General features: G+C 59.8%; 20 protein-coding genes. 14 read left to right on the forward strand and 6 right to left on the reverse strand.

Features of this window, described 5'->3' with window-relative positions; all coding sequences use genetic code 11:
• Positions 1–118 precede the first annotated feature (118 nt).
• The 5 genes from fabF to fabD all read right to left on the reverse strand — a co-directional run bounded on the left by fabF (position 119) and on the right by fabD (position 4,206).
• Positions 119–1,375, reverse strand: coding sequence for a beta-ketoacyl-ACP synthase II (fabF, locus tag H7H48_RS03205; protein ID WP_229447353.1), 1,257 nt, complete (start codon positions 1,373–1,375; stop codon positions 119–121).
• Between the two features lie 52 nt (positions 1,376–1,427).
• Positions 1,428–1,664, reverse strand: coding sequence for an acyl carrier protein (locus tag H7H48_RS03210; RefSeq protein ID WP_007007691.1), 237 nt, complete (start codon positions 1,662–1,664; stop codon positions 1,428–1,430).
• Positions 1,665–1,897: 233 nt separating this feature from the next.
• On the reverse strand, positions 1,898–2,452 hold the full coding sequence (locus H7H48_RS03215; protein ID WP_229447354.1) for a GNAT family N-acetyltransferase: 555 nt from the start codon (positions 2,450–2,452) through the stop codon (positions 1,898–1,900).
• A 23-nt stretch (positions 2,453–2,475) separates the two neighbouring features.
• Positions 2,476–3,213 carry a 3-oxoacyl-[acyl-carrier-protein] reductase gene (fabG, locus tag H7H48_RS03220; RefSeq protein ID WP_065818450.1) on the reverse strand — a complete coding sequence of 246 codons (738 nt, stop codon included), beginning with the start codon at positions 3,211–3,213 and terminating at the stop codon, positions 2,476–2,478.
• 51 nt (positions 3,214–3,264) lie between these two features.
• Positions 3,265–4,206: an ACP S-malonyltransferase gene (fabD, locus tag H7H48_RS03225; RefSeq protein WP_229447355.1), complete on the reverse strand. Its 942-nt coding sequence runs from the start codon at positions 4,204–4,206 to the stop codon at positions 3,265–3,267.
• A gap of 178 nt (positions 4,207–4,384) precedes the next feature.
• Here fabD and H7H48_RS03230 point away from each other — a divergent pair, with 178 nt between their 5' ends.
• From H7H48_RS03230 to H7H48_RS03240, 3 genes are all read left to right on the forward strand, one after another.
• A complete protein-coding gene (locus tag H7H48_RS03230) occupies positions 4,385–4,663 on the forward strand; it encodes a hypothetical protein (protein ID WP_229447356.1) in 279 nt (92 codons plus the stop codon).
• Positions 4,664–4,796: 133 nt separating this feature from the next.
• Positions 4,797–5,726 (forward strand): ABC transporter ATP-binding protein, encoded by a 930-nt coding sequence (locus H7H48_RS03235; protein ID WP_229447357.1) that lies wholly within the window; start codon positions 4,797–4,799, stop codon positions 5,724–5,726.
• Positions 5,723–6,484, forward strand: a complete 762-nt coding sequence (locus tag H7H48_RS03240) for an ABC transporter permease (protein ID WP_229447358.1) — start codon at positions 5,723–5,725, stop codon at positions 6,482–6,484. Before H7H48_RS03235 ends, H7H48_RS03240 begins: the two co-directional genes overlap by 4 nt.
• A gap of 107 nt (positions 6,485–6,591) precedes the next feature.
• On the opposite strand, the gene H7H48_RS03245 is transcribed toward H7H48_RS03240, so the two are convergent.
• Complete coding sequence (locus H7H48_RS03245; protein WP_229447359.1) at positions 6,592–7,260, reverse strand: YafY family protein; 669 nt, start codon at positions 7,258–7,260, stop codon at positions 6,592–6,594.
• 106 nt (positions 7,261–7,366) lie between these two features.
• On the opposite strand from H7H48_RS03245, the gene H7H48_RS03250 reads away from it, so the two are divergent.
• The 11 genes from H7H48_RS03250 to H7H48_RS03300 all read left to right on the forward strand — a co-directional run bounded on the left by H7H48_RS03250 (position 7,367) and on the right by H7H48_RS03300 (position 18,498).
• Positions 7,367–8,005: a hypothetical protein gene (locus tag H7H48_RS03250; RefSeq protein WP_229447360.1), complete on the forward strand. Its 639-nt coding sequence runs from the start codon at positions 7,367–7,369 to the stop codon at positions 8,003–8,005.
• Positions 8,006–8,255: 250 nt separating this feature from the next.
• Entirely contained in the window at positions 8,256–8,687 is a 432-nt protein-coding gene (rpsF, locus tag H7H48_RS03255; protein ID WP_229448085.1) for a 30S ribosomal protein S6, read from the forward strand.
• Positions 8,687–8,935 carry a 30S ribosomal protein S18 gene (gene rpsR, locus H7H48_RS03260; RefSeq protein ID WP_002963610.1) on the forward strand — a complete coding sequence of 83 codons (249 nt, stop codon included), beginning with the start codon at positions 8,687–8,689 and terminating at the stop codon, positions 8,933–8,935. The genes rpsF and rpsR overlap by 1 nt, the downstream gene beginning before the upstream one ends.
• A gap of 203 nt (positions 8,936–9,138) precedes the next feature.
• Positions 9,139–9,759, forward strand: a complete 621-nt coding sequence (gene rplI / locus H7H48_RS03265) for a 50S ribosomal protein L9 (protein WP_229447361.1) — start codon at positions 9,139–9,141, stop codon at positions 9,757–9,759.
• Positions 9,760–10,026: 267 nt separating this feature from the next.
• Complete coding sequence (locus H7H48_RS03270) at positions 10,027–11,286, forward strand: cyclopropane-fatty-acyl-phospholipid synthase family protein (RefSeq protein ID WP_229447362.1); 1,260 nt, start codon at positions 10,027–10,029, stop codon at positions 11,284–11,286.
• Positions 11,287–11,515: 229 nt separating this feature from the next.
• Positions 11,516–13,009, forward strand: coding sequence for a replicative DNA helicase (locus tag H7H48_RS03275; RefSeq protein WP_229447363.1), 1,494 nt, complete (start codon positions 11,516–11,518; stop codon positions 13,007–13,009).
• A gap of 7 nt (positions 13,010–13,016) precedes the next feature.
• Positions 13,017–14,192 (forward strand): alanine racemase, encoded by a 1,176-nt coding sequence (gene alr / locus H7H48_RS03280; RefSeq protein ID WP_229447364.1) that lies wholly within the window; start codon positions 13,017–13,019, stop codon positions 14,190–14,192.
• Complete coding sequence (gene radA, locus H7H48_RS03285) at positions 14,192–15,580, forward strand: DNA repair protein RadA (RefSeq protein WP_229447365.1); 1,389 nt, start codon at positions 14,192–14,194, stop codon at positions 15,578–15,580. The genes alr and radA overlap by 1 nt, the downstream gene beginning before the upstream one ends.
• A 114-nt stretch (positions 15,581–15,694) precedes the next feature.
• A complete protein-coding gene (locus H7H48_RS03290) occupies positions 15,695–16,234 on the forward strand; it encodes a CvpA family protein (protein ID WP_229447366.1) in 540 nt (179 codons plus the stop codon).
• A gap of 42 nt (positions 16,235–16,276) precedes the next feature.
• Positions 16,277–17,752, forward strand: coding sequence for an amidophosphoribosyltransferase (gene purF / locus H7H48_RS03295; RefSeq protein WP_229447367.1), 1,476 nt, complete (start codon positions 16,277–16,279; stop codon positions 17,750–17,752).
• Positions 17,749–18,498, forward strand: coding sequence for an SDR family NAD(P)-dependent oxidoreductase (locus H7H48_RS03300; protein ID WP_229447368.1), 750 nt, complete (start codon positions 17,749–17,751; stop codon positions 18,496–18,498). Before purF ends, H7H48_RS03300 begins: the two co-directional genes overlap by 4 nt.
• Positions 18,499–18,613 lie beyond the last annotated feature (115 nt).

The raw sequence follows: 18,613 nt of genomic DNA on the forward strand, positions 1-18,613 counted from the left end.
GCAATCACGCTGGCTTCAGAAGATCGATCTTCCAGAGCCTGGTGACCACCGTTTCGATTCGTGACTGCCAGACTGAATTGCGAAAATGGCAAAACTGCAAGCCTGTTGTTGCAAAGCCTCAGGCGTCATACCGTTTGAATACGAGAGACGCATTGGTGCCACCAAAGCCGAAAGAGTTGGACAATGCCACGTCAATCTGTCGCTCGCGCGGCTGATTGGGTACCAAGTCTATGGGTGTTTCCACCTGTGGATTGTCGAGATTGATGGTCGGCGGGGCGATGTTATCGCGAATGGCCAAAACCGAGAAAATGGCTTCTGCCGCGCCGGCTGCACCCAGAAGATGACCGATCGACGACTTGGTGGACGACATCGACACCTTGCTCGCGGCATCGCCCAGAAGACGCTCCACGGCACCGAGTTCAATCGTATCCGCCATGGTCGACGTGCCATGCGCGTTGATGTAGTCCACATCGGCGGCGGAAAGACCTGCGCGCTTCAGTGCAGCCTTCATGCAGCGATAGGCGCCGTCACCATCCTCGGCCGGAGCCGTGATGTGGTAAGCGTCGCCCGTCAGGCCGTAGCCGACCACTTCCGCATAGATCTTTGCGCCACGCGCCTTTGCGTGTTCCAGTTCTTCCAGAACGACAACGCCGGCGCCCTCGCCCATGACAAAACCGTCACGGTCGCGGTCATAGGGCCGGGAAGCCTTTTCCGGCGTGTCGTTGAAACTGGTGGAAAGCGCCTTGCAGGCCGAAAAGCCGGCAATGGAAAGGCGGGTGATCGGTGCTTCCGCACCACCCGCCAGCATGACGTCTGCGTCGCCGAGCATGATGAGACGGGCAGCGTCGCCGATGGCATGCGCGCCTGTGGAACAGGCGGTCACCACCGCATGGTTCGGTCCCTTCAACCCGTGGCGGATCGACACCTGGCCCGAGACCAGATTGATGATGTTGCCGGGGATGAAGAAGGGGCTGATGCGGCGCGGGCCGCGCTCAGCAAGCGTCAAGGCGTTTTCAGCAATGCCCTCGATGCCGCCGATTCCCGAGCCGATGAGCACGCCGGTGGCGTATTTCTCATCGTCGGTTTCCGGTTTCCAGCCCGAATCCTCAAGCGCCTGGTCTGCCGCAGCAATGCCGTAGGTGATGAACTCACCGATCTTGCGCTGCTCGCGCGGCTCCAGAAAGGCATCGGGGTCGAATGCCCCCTCGCCTTCACGCGGGATCGAATTGGCGATCTTGCAGGCCAGGTCATCGACCTCGAAACGATCGATGCGGCTGGCCGCACTCTTGCCCGAAAGCAGGCTCTTCCACCCATGTTCAACACCGAGGCCGAAAGGTGAAAGAAGCCCCATACCGGTGACGACAACGCGTCTCATATGCTGATTATCCGCCTTGACTACGTTTCGTAGCGAGAACGCCGGACGGGCGTCAGGCGGTCGCCTTGTCGATGTACTTCACAGCGTCGCCGACGGTGAGGATCGTCTCGGCTGCATCGTCCGGGATTTCCACGCCGAACTCTTCTTCGAACGCCATGACCAGCTCGACCGTGTCGAGGCTGTCTGCGCCAAGATCATCAATGAAGCTTGCGCCTTCGGTCACCTTGTCGCCTTCGACGCCCAGATGTTCGACAACGATTTTCTTAACGCGTTCTGCAGTATCGCTCATGAGAGAACCCTCGACTTTCTGAATTTCCGATCTTCGTTAGCCGCACGAATGCCGCTAATCAAGCGAAATGACGACTAAAGCGCCGATACGATCGACGCCCAGTCTGTTATGCTCCGATGACGATGCACAGCGTGCATGCGGCGGGCGGAACGGCTTCGAGCGGGCGCTTATCACGATTTTGGCGCGCGCGCCAAGCGTTATTCCTCATCCCTCCACTCCTGCGGCCAGTCGCATCAGACACCGGCCCCGGCGCGCCAGTCACGGCGCAGGAAACGCCAAACGACAAGCTCACCCGGGGTCGCGATCCCTTTGTTTCCCTGTCGTACAGGCCTTTCGAGACGAGCGCCAAGAAAGGAAGCAAGCCTTGCCGCCTGGTGATTTTGTGCGGTGGTTTCACCAAATATCTCGCAGAGGGCGAGCGTGGAGAAACCGAAGTCTAACAGGCCGCGCGTGATCTCGGCGGCACTGCCGTAGCGCCCCCACATATCCGGCGAAAGCTCTATACCCAGCTCACCACTGCCCTGTGGACAATTTGCCGTGCGGACACCGGCGCAACCGACGAGCCGGCCGGTTTTGCGCTCGATGACGGCAAACTGGTGGTTCCGGCGCGGGCGCTCCTGCGCCCAAGAGCGAAAGAGCGCCACCAGTTTGGCGGGATCGCCCGCCTCCTGCCCTGCCTTTTTGCGGGCGGAAACGAAGCGCGGGTCGGACTGGTAGGCGGCCAGCGCCGGAACGTCGGCGGGCTCGAAGTCGCGCAGCACAAATCGCCTCGTGGCAAGCCCGTCCATCGCTCCTCCTGCCCGAACCGCGCTCAGATCATCGCCATGCCGCCATTGACGTGCACGGTCTGGCCCGTGACGTAGGAGGCCTCATTGGACGCCAGATATGCGACGGCGGATGCGATTTCATCACCGCTGCCCATGCGTTTCATTGGTATGGCACCCATGATCGCGTCGCGCTGCTTGTCGTTGAGCTTGTCGGTCATGGCCGATTCGATAAAGCCGGGGGCAACGCAATTGACGGTGATGGAGCGGCTGGCGATTTCCTGGGCGAGCGACTTGGAAAAGCCGATCAGACCAGCCTTGGAGGCACAGTAATTCGCCTGGCCGGGATTGCCGGTGACGCCCACAACCGAGGTGATGTTGATGATGCGACCGAACCGGCGACGCATCATCGGGTGCGTCAGTTCGCGGGTGAGCCGGAAAACAGAGCCGAGATTGATCTCCAGCACCTGATCCCAGTCATCGTCGCTCATGCGGACAAAAAGGCCATCGCGGGTGATGCCCGCATTGTTGACGAGGATATCGACACCCTCGAGTTCCGATTCCGCCTTCTCCGCCAACTGTTTGACTTCATTGCGGTCAGACAGATTGGCGGGAAACAGCTTAACGCGATCACCGAGATCGGAAGCGAGGGTCTCCAGCTTTTCAACCCGTGTGCCGTGCAGGCCGACGACGGCACCCTGGGCATGCAGGGTGCGCGCGATGGCCTCGCCGATGCCGCCGGACGCCCCCGTCACCAGTGCCTTGCGGCCGCTCAGATCAAACATGGCCTTGTCCTTTTCAATCACCTAAATTCTTCGTTGTACAAGCGGCCCGGCTCAGCCGAGTGCCGCCATCGCCGCTTCTATATCTGCCGGTGTGTTGACCGGAACTGCGGCGAGATCGCGGTTGATGCGACGGGCGAGACCGGAGAGCACCTTGCCGGAGCCGATCTCATAAAGGGTCTCCACGCCGTTCTGTGCAAACCAGTCAATGGTTTCGCGCCAGCGCACACGGCCCGTGACCTGCTCGACCAGCCGTTCGGCGATCTCTTCGGGATCGCGCAAAGGCGAGACGGTAACATTGGCCACCACTGGAACCGCGGGGGCGTGTTTTCTGACATCGGCCAGCGCCTCGCGCATCGCCTCGGCGGCAGGCTGCATCAGCGCGGAGTGGAAGGGGGCGGAAACCGGCAGCATGATCGCACGCTTGGCGCCCTTTTCGGAGGCGAGCTTCGCGGCTTCTTCCACGGCGCTTTTGGCACCGGAGATCACGAGTTGTCCTCCGCCATTGTCATTGGCGATCTGGCAGACGCCCTCCTTGCCGGCAGTGGAGCAGACCGCTTCCACGTCTGAAGCTTCGAGACCGATGATCGCAGCCATCGCCCCCTCGCCCACCGGCACCGCAGCCTGCATGGCATTGCCGCGAATGCGCAGCAGCCGAGCGGTATCGGCCAGGGAGAATGTGCCGGCAGCGCAGAGCGCGGAATATTCGCCAAGCGAATGACCCGCCACGTAGGACACCTTGTCCTTGAGTGAGAGACCGCCCTTTTCCATCACCCGCATGGCCGCGATGGAAACGGCCATAAGCGCAGGCTGCGCATTGGCGGTGAGGGTCAACTCATCCTCCGGGCCTTCCCACATGATCCTGGAAAGCTTCTGCTCCAGCGCGTCATCGACCTCCTGGAACACGTCGCGCGCTTCTGGAAACGCATCGGCCAGATCGCGCCCCATGCCGACAGCCTGACTTCCCTGACCTGGAAAGGTGAAAGCGATGCTCATCGCCAAATCTCCGGTATTCGTCCTTATCGGGCGCATCTGGTGACGCAACACAATCGGCGCGTCAAGCTTTTTGGGTGTTTTCGGCCTGCGTTCCCTGTGACATGAAAACTCCACAATTAAGGAGAGATGTATCGCTGTTCCGCCCCATTTCCGGTGGCGTGCAGGGGTATTTTTAGACATGTCTTTTGAAACAACAGCGTTGCGACAGCAGGACGTCGCGCCTCGCGGCAAGCTTACACTTGCGCAAACGGTGGGCTTTGTTTCCGTAACGCTCTTCATTTCCACGGAAGTTGCCGCCGCCTCGGCTGCAAGCATCTGGGGGCTCTCCGGCCTGTTGCATCTTCAGGCCGTTGGCGAGATCATCCTGTCGGCCATCATAGGCGTCCCAGCGCTCTATGCGATGGTGCGGTGCGGACAGCTAGCCTTCGCTACAGAGACCGATCCGGAAAACAACTGAGCCCGTCGAAGGGTAAAACAACCTCCGCTCATGTCAGGAAATGTCAGCGAACAAGTGCGGGCGCTGGCAAGCAGGTTGCATATTGCCTATATGTGCGCGGCCTGCCATCGCCCCGACATGAGGGACTTTTCCCATGACGACAGCTCTTTCCATCAAAGATCTTTCAAAAACCTATGATACCGGTCTGACCGCTCTGAAGTCAGTGGACCTCGATATCCAGCGTGGTGAGATTTTGGCGTTGCTCGGCCCAAACGGCGCCGGGAAAACAACGTTGATCTCCATCATCTGCGGTCTGGTGAAACCTACCACCGGCACGGTGACGGTGGAGGGCAACGATATTGTCCAGAACTATCGCCAGGCCCGCCAGCTCATCGGCCTGGTGCCGCAGGAGCTGCACACCGAAACCTTCGAGACGGTGTGGGCGACGGTTAGCTACAGCCGCGGCCTTTTCGGCAAGAAGCCGGCGCCGGCGCTGGTCGAGCAGATCCTGCGCGATCTCTCACTCTACGACAAGAAAGACAGCCAGATCATGGCGCTCTCGGGCGGCATGAAACGGCGCGTGATGATCGCCAAGGCCCTGGCACATGAGCCGCGGATCCTGTTTCTGGATGAACCGACCGCGGGTGTCGACGTGGAGCTGCGCAAGGATATGTGGCGACTGGTCAAGCGTCTGCGCGACACCGGCGTCACCATCATCCTGACCACGCATTATATCGAAGAGGCGGAAGAGATCGCCGACCGGGTGGGTGTCATCAACAAAGGCCAGCTCCTTCTGGTCGAGGAAAAGGCCGAGTTGATGCGCAAACTCGGACAGAAGCAGCTCACGCTCGACCTGCAGAAGCCGCTGAAGGCACTTCCGGACCAACTCGCCGGATACGATCTTGAACTCGCCGATGGCGGCACGCGGATCATCTATCATTATGACACACAGGCGAAACGGACGGGAATTGCCTCCCTCTTGTCTGCGCTGAGCGAAGCCGGGATCATCGTCAAGGATCTCGACACGGAACAACGCTCGCTCGAAGACATTTTCGTGAGCCTCGTGGTGGAGGAAAACCAGTGAATTTCGAAGCCGTCAAATCCATCTATCTCTTCGAGATGGCGCGCATGAAACGCACGCTTCTGCAAAGCGTGATTTCGCCCGTTCTCTCCACCTCGCTTTATTTCATCGTCTTCGGCGCGGCCATCGGCTCTCGCATCGAGGAGATCGACGGCGTCCAGTATGGCGCCTTCATCGTTCCCGGGCTGATGATGCTGACGCTGTTGCAGAACTCCATCTCAAACGCATCGTTCGGCATCTACTTCCCCAAGTTCATCGGCACGATTTACGAGGTGCTTTCGGCACCGATCTCCTTTTTCGAGATCGTGCTTGGCTATGTGGGGGCGGCGGCGACCAAGTCGCTGATCCTCGGCCTCATCATCCTGGCAACGGCGCATCTCTTCGTCCCCATAGAGATAAGACATCCCTTCTGGATGCTGTTCTTCCTGGTGATGACGGCGATTACCTTCAGCCTGTTCGGCTTCATCATCGGTATCTGGGCCGACAATTTTGAAAAACTTCAGCTGATACCGCTTCTGGTGATCACGCCGCTCGTCTTCCTTGGCGGCTCGTTCTACTCCATCGAGATGCTGCCGGAATTCTGGCAGAAGGTGACGCTTGCCAACCCGGTGCTCTACCTCATCAGCGGCTTCCGCTGGAGCTTTTACGAGACGTCGGATGTGGGGATCGGCGTGAGCATCGCCATGATCTCGTTCTTCCTTGTCCTCTGCCTCAGCGCCATCTGGTGGATCTTCAAGACCGGTTACAAGCTCAAGACGTGAACGCTAAAGCGCGTCGCGATCTTTCAGATTCGCTCTGTGCGCTTTAGGTTCTTGATTTGACGCATGTCTTTGTCCCGAAACCGGTGCCCGCTTTCGGGAGACATGCGTTAACGCAGGGTCTTCAGGTAGTCCTTGAACTCCCTGCCGGCCTCTGGCGCAAAGCGGTCGCCGGTTTCGGCGACCGTCACCAGCCGATCAATGCGAAAGTTGCGGAAGTCGTCGCGCTCCTCGCACCAGGCTGTCAAAAGCCAGACATTGTCGAATGCGGTCAGCCCCAACGGGCGGACCCTGCGCGTGCTCTTCTTCTCCTTCAGGTCGAGATAGACGATTTCAAGACGCCGGCGCCCACGTACCGCACGGCGAAGGGCAGCCAGGTGGCGCTGTGCATCCGACGCCCTTGAATAGGCGATCATGTCCCCTTGCCGCACACGCCCATGCTGACCGTCGGGCGCTATTGCATCAACCTTTGCGGCCACACGGGCGGCAGCCTGCTTCAGATCGCCATCGCCGCGCGCTGAAATCAACTGCATGCCAAGTGTGATCGCGTCGAGTTCATCGGTGTCGAAGTGCAGGGGAGGAAGGAAGTAGCCGCGCTCGATCTGATAGCCGACACCGCCCTCGCCCCGGATGGGAGCCCCCATGGACTGAAGCGTGGCGATGTCGCGGTAGAGAGTGCGGACCGAAACGCCCAGCGTTTCTGCCAGTTGGGCAGCGCTGACCGGCTGGCGGTGCATCCGCAATTGTTCAAGCAATCCGAAAAGTCGTGATGCGCGCATGCTCCACCCTGACAGAAACTGTCAATCCTTCGGGATAGCTACGGCACACCGGCCTGTTCGGCAAGCCCGCCCGCAGCCGCTGCCCCTATCAAGAGGAAAACAGTCAATGTTGAGAAAATCCGAAGGCCCTGTGAGGGTGATGGGCTTTGCCCGATACCAAAAGCGCGCGGACGTGGAAACCGCCCGCATGATCGACGCCGCCCTCGCCTGGCAGGAAACCTTTCTGCGCCCGATGGACGGCATCCTCTTTCATGCGTTTCTCGGCAATCTGAACGGCGGTTTTGCCGACATCATTCTGGCCCGTGATGACCAGAGCTTCGAGGGGATGCTCAAAGCCTATGACGACGCAGAAAGCGCGAAGACGTTCATGGCATTGCTGGAGCCCGGCACCGTCCGGCTGTCGCGCAACCAGATACTGAAGCAGATCGCATCCCCGCCGGACGCGTTTTCCTGCGTTGAATTCGGAACCTTCAAGATCGCTGACGGCAGCAGTGCGAGTGAGCAGGACGTGCTTGCGATTTCGGAACGGATCGCAAGCGAATATCTCGGCCAATCCGACAATACGAGGCTCCACTACATCGGGCGAGATGCGGAAAACCGCTTTTGCGAGGTGACTTTCGGACGTTCGCTGGGCGAAACAACACGCCTGTGCGAGGGCTATGTCGGGCACCCGGTCTGCCAGCCGCTGCTCGATCTGTGCGACCCCACCAGCCTGGACCTTGATTTCTGGTACCTGCTCGCCTGAAACCGCCGCCTTGCAACTTCGTTGAAAACCTGTATAAGCGCGCGATCTGCCGGTCTCAGCTGGGGGCTGAACGGAGGGCCGTGCGCTTTTCCCGATATCGGGAAGCGTGCGTTGTGAAGACAGGTTCTTCCGCCTCCCGTGTCTCCGCTCTCGACCGTCCAACGCGCTTTTCTTCGGCCCCTCGGGGACAAGACTAGTCGCAGAGGCTTAGCCGCTGGGCCGGTGGATGGAAACGAAGAAAGGCAAGACAATGGCACTTTACGAACACGTGTTCCTTGCCCGGCAGGACCTCTCGCAGCAGCAGATCGATGCCCTTGTTGAACAGTACAAGGGTGTGATCGAAGCTGGTGGCGGCACCGTCGGCCGGGTTGAAAACTGGGGACAGAAGTCCCTCGCCTACCGGATCAAGAAGAACCGCAAGGCATACTTCACGCTCATGGACATCGACGCTCCGGCTGCGGCCGTGAAGGAGGTCGAGCGCCAGATGGGTCTGTCGGAAGACATTCTGCGCTTCATGACGGTTCGCGTCGACGCGCACGAGGAAGGCCCTTCCGCAATGATGCAGCGCCGCGACGACCGTGGACCGCGCCGTGACGACCGTGGCCCGCGTGGACCGCGCCGTGACGATCGTGGCCCGCGCCGCGACCATGACCGCGACAGCAACAAGGAAGGCTCCGAATAATGGTCGACATCAATCAGATCCCGACGCGGCGTCCTTTCCACCGCCGCCGCAAGACCTGCCCGTTCTCCGGCGCCAACGCACCGAAGATCGACTACAAGGACGTGAAGCTCCTGCAGCGCTACATTTCCGAGCGCGGCAAGATCGTTCCTTCCCGCATCACGGCGGTCAGCCAGAAGAAGCAGCGCGAATTGGCCAAGGCCATCAAGCGCGCCCGTTTCCTGGGCCTTCTGCCCTACGTGGTGAAGTAAGACTTTCGGCGCGGGCGGTTTTTCGCCCGCCCCCTCTCCGCGGCGGGCGCGGTCGAGGCTTTTCAAATCCCGAGTTGGGGCGGATGCCCCTAACTGCCACCATGGGCAGGACAGCGACTTTCGTGCCGCACAGCGGCATTTCCGTTTCTGACCTGCCTTTATGAAATTCCGGCGCAGGGCGCCGATGACAAAGGACAGAAACGATGGACGTTATTCTCCTTGAGCGTATCGCCAAGCTCGGCCAGATGGGCGACGTGGTGAAGGTCAAAGACGGCTACGCACGCAACTTCCTCCTGCCCAAGGGCAAGGCTCTGCGCGCCAACGAGGCCAACCGCAAGAAATTCGAGAGCCAGCGGGTCGAACTCGAAGCACGCAATCTGGAACAGAAGAAGGAAGCCGAGGCTGTTGCAGAGAAGCTCGACGGCAAGTCCTTCGTCGTCGTTCGCTCCGCCGCCGAGACCGGTCAGCTCTACGGTTCGGTCGCCACACGCGATATCGTTGAGATCCTGGCCGATGAAGGCTTCAAGATCGGCCGCAGCCAGGTCGAGCTCAACCAGCCGATCAAGACCATTGGCCTGATCAATGTGGCAATCGCGCTTCACCCGGAAGTCGAGGTCACCGTGACGCTCAACGTTGCGCGTTCGAGCGACGAGGCCGAGCGCCAGGCACGCGGCGAGACGCTGGATTCGGCGGAAGCCATTTACGGTGAGGACATCAACGACAGCGCGCGTCCGGACGAGTTCTTCGATCCGGAAGCCGAGTATGAAGATGAAGCTCCTGCGGGCGATGAGGCGGCAGCCGAAGAGACCGACGAAAACGCATAAATACCGCTTCTTAAGACTGGAAGCCGGGCGCTTGCGCCCGGCTTTTTTGTTAGCTGACATTGCGCGGATCAATTGTTTTGATGCTGGCTTGCATACTTTAAATGCGTATTACCAGAGCCCAGATTTTCCGCGTTTCTTTAGCCAAGCAATGGCAAGAAGCGGCAAGAGCAATCGACTGACCAAGGGCCTGACACTGTCTGGCCCCTTTTCAACGCTCACATAATTGTTTCATACTCGCAGCCTCCCGAGACTTTTGGGGGTTATGCGATGAACTGGTTGCTGGAAAAGTTCGTTTCTCGCCTCGTCCGCAAAGGAAAGCTGTCGATCACCGATGCGACGGGGAATGTGCAGGTCTTTGGTGATGGGAGCGGCGATCCGGTCCACATCGCGATTCGCACCAAGGCCGCTGAGCGCGCCATTGCCATAGATCCGATGCTGGCCGTTCCCGAACGCTATATGGACGGCGAAATCGACCTGATTGAAGGTGATATTCTCTCCTTTCTTGAGTTGGTCTATTCCAACATGGATGAAACCGGCTCTGAGCTTTTCTTGCTGAAACTGGGAGAAGCATTGCGGCACCCTTTCCGCCGGCTTCAGCAATGGAACACCGCAGCGCGGGCCAAGCGCAATGTGCATCGGCATTACGACTTGTCCGAAGAGCTCTACCGCCTCTTCCTTGACGAGGACATGCAGTATTCCTGCGCCTATTTCGAAACGCCCGAGGTCTCACTCGAGGAAGCGCAAAGGGCCAAGAAACGACATATCATGGCGAAGCTGGCCCTTGAGCCAGGACAGAAGGTTTTGGACATCGGCTGTGGCTGGGGCGGGTTGGGCCTTGATATCGCACGGCAGTTCGATGCCAATGTGTTGGGCGTAACGCTGTCGGAAGAACAGCACCGCGTGGCCAACGACCGTGCCCGCGAACAAAAGCTTTCCGACAAGGCGCGCTTCGAAATTGCCGATTATCGCTCTTTAAAGGGACCATTCGACCGTATTGTCTCCGTGGGCATGTTCGAGCATGTGGGCATCAACCACTACCGAACCTTCTTCGATCAGAGCGCACGCCTTCTGGCAGACGACGGCGTAATGTTGCTGCACACGATTGGGCGTTCTGCGCCGCCGGCCGCCACCAACGCATTTATTCGCAAGTACATTTTTCCCGGAGGTTACATTCCGGCGCTCTCGGAGATCATGCCGGCAATCGAAAGGTCCGGGCTGATTGTCACCGATGTCGAGATTTTGCGCCTCCACTATGCTGAGACGCTGAAGCACTGGCAGGCGCGCTTCCAGAAGAACCGCGCGAAGGCGGTTGAAATTTACGATGAGCGCTTCGCTCGCATGTGGGAATTCTACCTGGCGGGTTCCGAAGCCTCGTTCCGGTGGCAGGAAATGGTTGTGTTTCAGATTCAGCTCACCAAAAAGCGCGAGACCTTGCCATTGACCCGCACGTATATCGGAGAAACCGAGAAGCAGCTCGCTGATGCTGCAGCAAAGCGAGCGGGGAAATTCACCCAGGCAGCGGAATAGACTTGCAGCAAGATGGCCGATTCGGGCTCGGCGGCAATGCGATCACCGTCAAGCCTATGCTGACAGTTGCCCACAACTGAGACACTTGAGACTGTGAATCGCGGTCACATTTCATCTCCGAGCTTTCACCTTTCCCTAAGAGGGGGTACGAGAGTTCTTTGGGGGTTCCGGGTCTTCGTGTTTTGTTTGCCCGGGCACATGTGGCGCAATCATACCGGACTAAGAACAAATGGCAGAGGCGGCAATCCGCAAACTTGAGACAGCGGAAACCCAGCTTTATCGAGAAGCACCAAACAACATCGAAGCCGAGCAGGCGCTGCTTGGCGCGATTTTGGTGAACAATGACGCGCTTTACCGCGTGTCCGACTTCCTAAAGCCTGTCCACTTTTATGAGCCCTTGCACCGCAAGATCTTCGAGGTTGCCGGCGAGCTCATCCGTATGGGCAAGACCGCCAACCCCGTAACGATCAAGACGTTTTTGCCTGCCGAGGAAAAAGTCGGTGAATTGACCGTTGCTCAATATCTGGCACGCCTGGCTGCGGAAGCTGTGACCATCATCAATGCCGCCGACTACGGTCGGGCGATCTACGACCTGGCCATCCGCCGCGCGCTGATCACAGTCGGCGAGGACATGGTGAACATCGCCTATGATGCGCCGGTGGATATGGCGCCGAACAAGCAGATCGAGGATGCGGAGCGGCGTCTTTTCGAACTGGCGGAAACCGGCCGCTATGATGGTGGCTTCGAGAGCTTTGGCGATGCCACAAAGATCGCCGTGGACATGGCAAATGCCGCTTTCATGCGCGATGGGCATCTCTCGGGCATTTCCACGGGCCTGCGCGACCTCGACGCGCGTATGGGCGGGCTCCAGCCTTCGGATCTTATCATCCTCGCCGGCCGTCCGGCCATGGGCAAGACCTCGCTTGTGACCAACATCGCTTTCAACATCGCCGCAGCCTATGAGCCTGCCCAGCAGGCAGATGGCTCCTTTGCCGCTGCGAATGGCGGGGTCGTCGGTTTCTTCTCTCTGGAAATGTCGTCCGAGCAGCTGGCTACCCGTATCATTTCCGAGCAGACCGAAATCCCCTCCTCCAAGATCCGACGCGGTGAGATCACGGAAAGCGACTTCGAGAAGCTGGTTGCCTGCGCCCAGACCATGCAAAAGATCCCGCTGTTCATCGATCAGACAGGTGGCATCTCGATCGCCCAGCTCGCGGCCCGTGCAAGGCGACTCAAGCGTCAGCGGGGCCTCGATGTCATCATCATCGACTATGTACAGCTTATGCAGGGCTCTTCAGCAAAATCCGCTCAGAACCGCGTGCAGGAAATCACCGAGATCACGACGGGCCTGAAGGCACTCGCCAAAGAGCTTTCCGTGCCGATCATCGCGCTCTCTCAGCTCTCGCGCCAGGTGGAAGCGCGCGACGACAAGCGCCCGCAGCTTGCCGACCTGCGCGAATCGGGCTCCATCGAGCAGGACGCCGACGTCGTGCTTTTTGTTTATCGTGACGAGTACTATCTGAAGAACAAGGAACCGAAGCCCGGCACCGAGGAGTATCTTCAGTGGGAAGCCGAGATGAACGAAGTGCGGGGGAAGGCCGAAGTGATCATTGCCAAGCAGCGTCACGGCCCCACAGGCACTGTGCAGCTTGCCTTCCAGGGCGAATTTACCCGCTTCTCGGACCTTGCCGAAGAGGACCGCATGCCCGAGCGTTTTGAGTAACGGCGATATGACACATTCCGATCCGCATCTGCGCGGCGCCGACCCCCGTGTGGCCGGAGGGCGCCTTACGGTCGACCTCGATGCGCTCGCGGCCAATTACAGGTTCCTGGCGGAACAGTCGACACCGGCAGAGGCTGGCGCCGTTGTAAAGGCGGACGCCTATGGGCTCGGAACGGGTCCGGTGGTCGAAGCTCTGGTCGCCGAAGGGTGCCGAAAGTTCTTCGTCGCCCTCCCCGAAGAAGGACTTGCCGTTCGTGCATCGGCTCCAGAAGCCGACATTTATGTCTTCAATGGTCTGTTCAGTCCTGAAGCAGCCTCTTTCTATCGTGAAGGACGGCTTCTGCCGGTTTTGAACTCCCAATCGGATTTGGCAATCTGGGAGGCGCATGGCTGGGATGATGGGGAAACACCTCGCCCCTGCGCTCTGCACCTCGAGACAGGAATGAACCGGCTCGGACTTTCCGCAGAACGAGCGAATGTTCTGGCACAGGAAAACGCCCTGACCGGCGCACTGACGCCACGCCTGATCATCAGTCACCTGGCCTGCGCAGACTCGCCCGATCACCCGATGAACCGGCAACAACTCGAATCATTTCAGGCACTTTGCGCGCTTTTTCCAGGTGCTGAATCAAGTTTGGCAAACTCCGCAGGAATATTTTTGGGCGGCGAGTTTCTTTGCGATGTGACACGGCCCGGTGTCGCTCTCTATGGCAGCAATCCTGTGAGCGGTACCACCAACCCGATGCGGCCTGTAGCAAGCGTGCATGCCCGTATCGCACAATTGCGTCACGTGCCGGCCGGAGGCACAGTCAGCTATGGCGCCACGCCGCTCAGCCGCGACACACGCATTGCGGTGACCGCCACCGGTTATGCGGACGGCTATCATCGGTCAGGCTCTGGAGCTGGCGTGCCCTTGCGTTCTGCTCTGCCGGAAGGCGCCCACGGCTTCGTAGGAGGGAGACGCGTGCCCGTTCTCGGGCGCGTCACCATGGATATCACACTGTTTGATGTCACGGATCTCGGGCCCGATGCGTTGCAAGTGGGCGATTTCATTGAGCTCATGGGTCCCAATGTTCCGGTGGACGAACTTGCATCCGCATGCGGCACGATCTCGTATGAGCTCCTGACGTCTCTGGGGCATCGGTTCGAGCGCCACTATCTGGGTGGTGGAGGTCCCGTCTGATGGCCCGCGCACGCGTTCAGTTCATCTGCCAGAACTGCGGTACGGTGCATGCGCGCTGGGCAGGCAAGTGCGATGGTTGCGGCGCCTGGAACACGCTCATCGAGGAAGGCACCTCCAGTGGAATTGGCTCCGGCCCACAGGCGGCCTCGCGCAAAGCGCGCAAGGGACGCGCGGTGGCGCTGACCACGCTTTCCGGCGAGATCGAGGATGCGCCGCGAATCACGACGGGGATCGGTGAGCTCGACCGCGTCACGGGTGGAGGATTTGTTCGCGGTTCCGCGCTCCTCGTGGGAGGAGACCCCGGCATTGGCAAGTCCACCCTTCTGACGCAGGCGGCGGCTGCCCTTGCCGCGCGTGGGCACCGCATCGTCTATGTATCAGGCGAAGAGGCGGTCGCCCAGATCCGCCTGCGAGCCCAGCGTCTTGACGTGGCACAACAGCCGGTGGAACTGGCCGCAGAGACCAATGTCGAGGATATTCTGGCCACGATCGAGGACGGCAAGCGGCCCGATCTCGTCATCCTGGATTCCATCCAGACGCTTTGGACCGATATGGCCGATTCTGCGCCCGGCACGGTGACACAGGTGCGCGCGTCGGCGCAGGCCATGATCCGCTACGCAAAATCAACAGGCGCAGCCGTGGTTCTGGTAGGGCACGTAACAAAGGAAGGCCAGATCGCAGGCCCACGCGTGGTTGAACACATGGTCGATGGCGTTCTCTATTTCGAAGGCGAAGGCGGCCATCACTATCGCATTCTGCGCACGGTCAAAAACCGCTTTGGCCCAACCGACGAGATCGGCGTGTTCGAAATGGGCGACAAGGGGCTGCGCGAAGTGTCCAACCCCTCGGAGCTGTTTCTGGGGGAGCGAAGCGCCGCTGCGCCGGGCGCTGCCGTATTCGCCGGTATGGAGGGGACAAGGCCGGTTCTTGTGGAAATCCAGGCGCTTGTCGCGCCCTCCCCGCTCGGCACACCGCGCCGCGCCGTGGTTGGCTGGGATTCTGCCAGACTTTCCATGGTCTTGGCTGTTCTTGAGGCGCATTGCGGGGTGCGTTTCGCGACCCATGATGTGTATCTGAATGTGGCGGGCGGCTACCGGATTTCAGAGCCTGCGGCGGATCTTGCCGTTGCAGCGGCTCTGGTATCCTCGCTCACCGGGCTTGCCCTGCCCGCCGATTGCGTCTATTTCGGCGAAATCAGCCTTTCGGGCGCTGTCAGACCCGTTGCACATGCAGCGAGCCGTCTCAAGGAAGCCGAGAAGCTCGGTTTTGCCCAAGCGGTCATGCCGCCGGGTAATGAAGACGGATCGGGCGCGATAGCATCGCGGTCCGCACGCCCTGAAGCGCTGGCCGAACTTGTGGCTCGGATTGCGGGCTCCAAGGCGGAGTAGCTGGGGCGGCCTGGCGGGGCGGTTTGAACAGATCGATTGGCGGCACAGTGGCCCGAAAGACGAAGACAATGACCTTGCGGGGGCATCCTATCTGCCAAAGGAGTAGGGGTGACAATGCCAATCACGTTGCTTGACGGAATTCTTGTCGGCTTCACGCTCGTTTCGGCCATGTTGGCCATGGTGCGTGGTTTTTCACGCGAAGTGTTGTCGATCGCATCATGGGCGGCAGCCGCCGTGGCAGCCTATTATTTTCATTCTCTGGTTCTTCCCTACGTCACGCCCTATATCAGCAACGATATGTTGGCTCTGGCGGTAGCTGCAGCGGTCGTGTTCCTCATTGCACTGATCGTAGTGACGATCATCACCATGAAGATCGCGGATTTCATCATCGATTCGCGCATCGGCGCGCTCGACCGCACGCTCGGCTTCCTCTACGGTGCCGCACGCGGTATTCTGGTGGTGGCTGTTGCGTTGCTGTTTCTCAACTGGCTGATGGGTGCGAACCCGCCCAGCTGGGTAGCGGAAGCCAAGTCCCGCCCGCTGTTGGACGGCGTGGGCCAATGGATCCAAGGAATGCTTCCGGATGATCCGGACAATTCGGTTTTCGACCGCCTCACCGATGGGGTATCCGGCGAGGGCGAAACCGCAAACTGACGGTCACGGGCCGTCTGTGTCACAATGAAAGGGCGGCCAGAAATGGCACTGGAAGACAATTTGCCTCTCGCAGGCGAAGCGGACGACCATTTTCATGATGAATGCGGCGTCTTTGGTATATTCGGGCGCAGTGACGCGGCGGCGATCGTAACGCTTGGCCTGCACGCCCTGCAGCACCGCGGACAGGAAGCAGCCGGCATCGTTTCTTTTGATGGCTCTCAGTTCCATGTCGAGCGCCATATCGGCCTGATCGGCGACACGTTTACCAAACAATCGGTCCTTGACCGCCTGAACGGAAGCCGCGCCATCGGCCATACGCGCTACGCCACCACCGGCGGCTCGGGCCTGCGGAACGTTCAGCCCTTCTTTGCCGAATTGTCGGATGGTGGTCTTGCGATCGCCCACAATGGCAACATCACCAACGCAATGACTGTTCAGCGAAAGCTGCAAAAGGAAGGGGCGATCTTCTCGTCCACCTCCGATACCGAGACCGTTCTGCACCTGGTCGCCACCAGCAAAGAGCGCGACACCAACACGCGGTTCATCGAGGCGGTGCGGCAAATTGAGGGCGCGTTTTCGATTGTTGCGCTAACCTCAAAGAAGATGATCGGCTGCCGCGACCCGCTGGGCATCCGCCCGCTGGTTCTGGGCGATCTCGACGGCGCTTACATCCTGGCCTCGGAGACCTGCGCGCTCGACATTATCGGCGCACGTTTCGTGCGGGATTTGAAGCCGGGCGAGATGGTGGTCGTGACCGAAAAGGGCATCGAAAGCTTCTTCCCCTTCGAGTCAAAGGAGAAACCGCGCTTCTGCATCTTCGAGTACGTTTATTTCGCGCGCCCCGATTCTCTTGTCGAAGGACGCAACGTCTACGAGGTGCGCAAGGAAATCGGTGCCGAGCTTGCGCGCGAGATGCCGGTGGAAGCTGATATTGTCGTTCCGGTTCCCGACTCAGGCACGCCTGCCGCCATTGGCTATGCGCAAGCAGCCGGCCTCCCCTTCGAACTTGGCATCATCCGCAATCACTATGTGGGGCGCACCTTCATTCAGCCGACCGATTCCATCCGTCACATGGGTGTGAAGCTGAAGCACAACGCTAATCGCCGGTGCATCGAAGGCAAGCGGGTCGTGCTGGTGGATGATTCCATCGTGCGCGGAACCACGAGCCAGAAGATCGTGCAGATGGTGCGCGATGCGGGCGCGGCCGAAGTGCACATGCGCATCGCCTCCCCGCCCACGCGTTCGCCCTGCTTCTACGGGGTGGATACGCCGGAAGCCACAAAACTTCTGGCATCGCGCATGTCGATCGAGGAAATGGCGGAGTTCATTCGTGTCGATTCGCTCGCCTTCCTGACGATTGACGGGCTCTACCGCGCCGTTGGCGAGGCGGCTCGCAATTCAGAGCAGCCGCAATATTGCGACGCCTGCTTCACCAAGGACTACCCGACGCGGTTGACCGATCACGAGAGCACAGACAATGTGCGCACGCTTTCCCTTCTCGCAGCAGGCGGTCAATGACAGACAAAAAACCAGACCTGAAAGGCCGGCTGGCTCTTGTCACCGGCGCATCCCGCGGCATTGGCTATTTTCTTGCAAAGGAACTTGCAGCCTGTGGCGCGCATGTCATTGCCGTGGCGCGTACCGTTGGCGGTCTTGAAGAACTCGACGATGAAATCAAGGCTGCAGGCGGCGAAGCCACACTTGTTCCGCTTGACCTAACCGACATGGCCGGTATCGACCGTATTGGCGGCGCCATCCATGAGCGTTGGGGCAAACTGGATATCCTGGTCGCCAACGCCAGCATTCTCGGTGTGATCGCGCCGCTGGGCCATGTCGAGGCCAAGGTCTTCGAGAAAGTCATGAACATCAACGTGACCGGCACATGGCGTTTGATCAGATCGGTGGATCCGCTGCTGCGTGCTTCAGACGCGGGGCGCGCGATCGTGATGTCGTCGGGAGCGGCACATTCCGCGCGCGCATTCTGGGGTCCCTATGCGGCCTCCAAGGCCGCCGTGGAGGCAATGGCGCGCTCCTGGGCCGATGAAACAAAGAACATGCCGCTGCGGGTCAATTCGGTAAACCCGGGTGCAACGCGAACGGCCATGCGCGCTCAAGCCATGCCAGGCGAGGACCCCGAGACATTGCCGCACCCCTCTGAAGTGGCCGCTAAAATCCTGCCGCTTGCGAGCCCTGCATTGACGGAAACGGGACTCATCTTCGATGTGAGGAAAAACCGTTTCACCCGCTACCAGATGCCTGAATGAAGCGAATGCAGGCGCGGTTTCAAACCAGACTTCACGATTGACCTGCGGAACGCTTTCGTTACCTTTCCACGCGGCAGCGGACGAAGAGGCCGCGCCGCGAGGGGCTGCGGAAAGA

This window comes from Nitratireductor sp. B36 (genome assembly GCF_020833685.1).
Taxonomy (GTDB): domain Bacteria; phylum Pseudomonadota; class Alphaproteobacteria; order Rhizobiales; family Rhizobiaceae; genus Nitratireductor.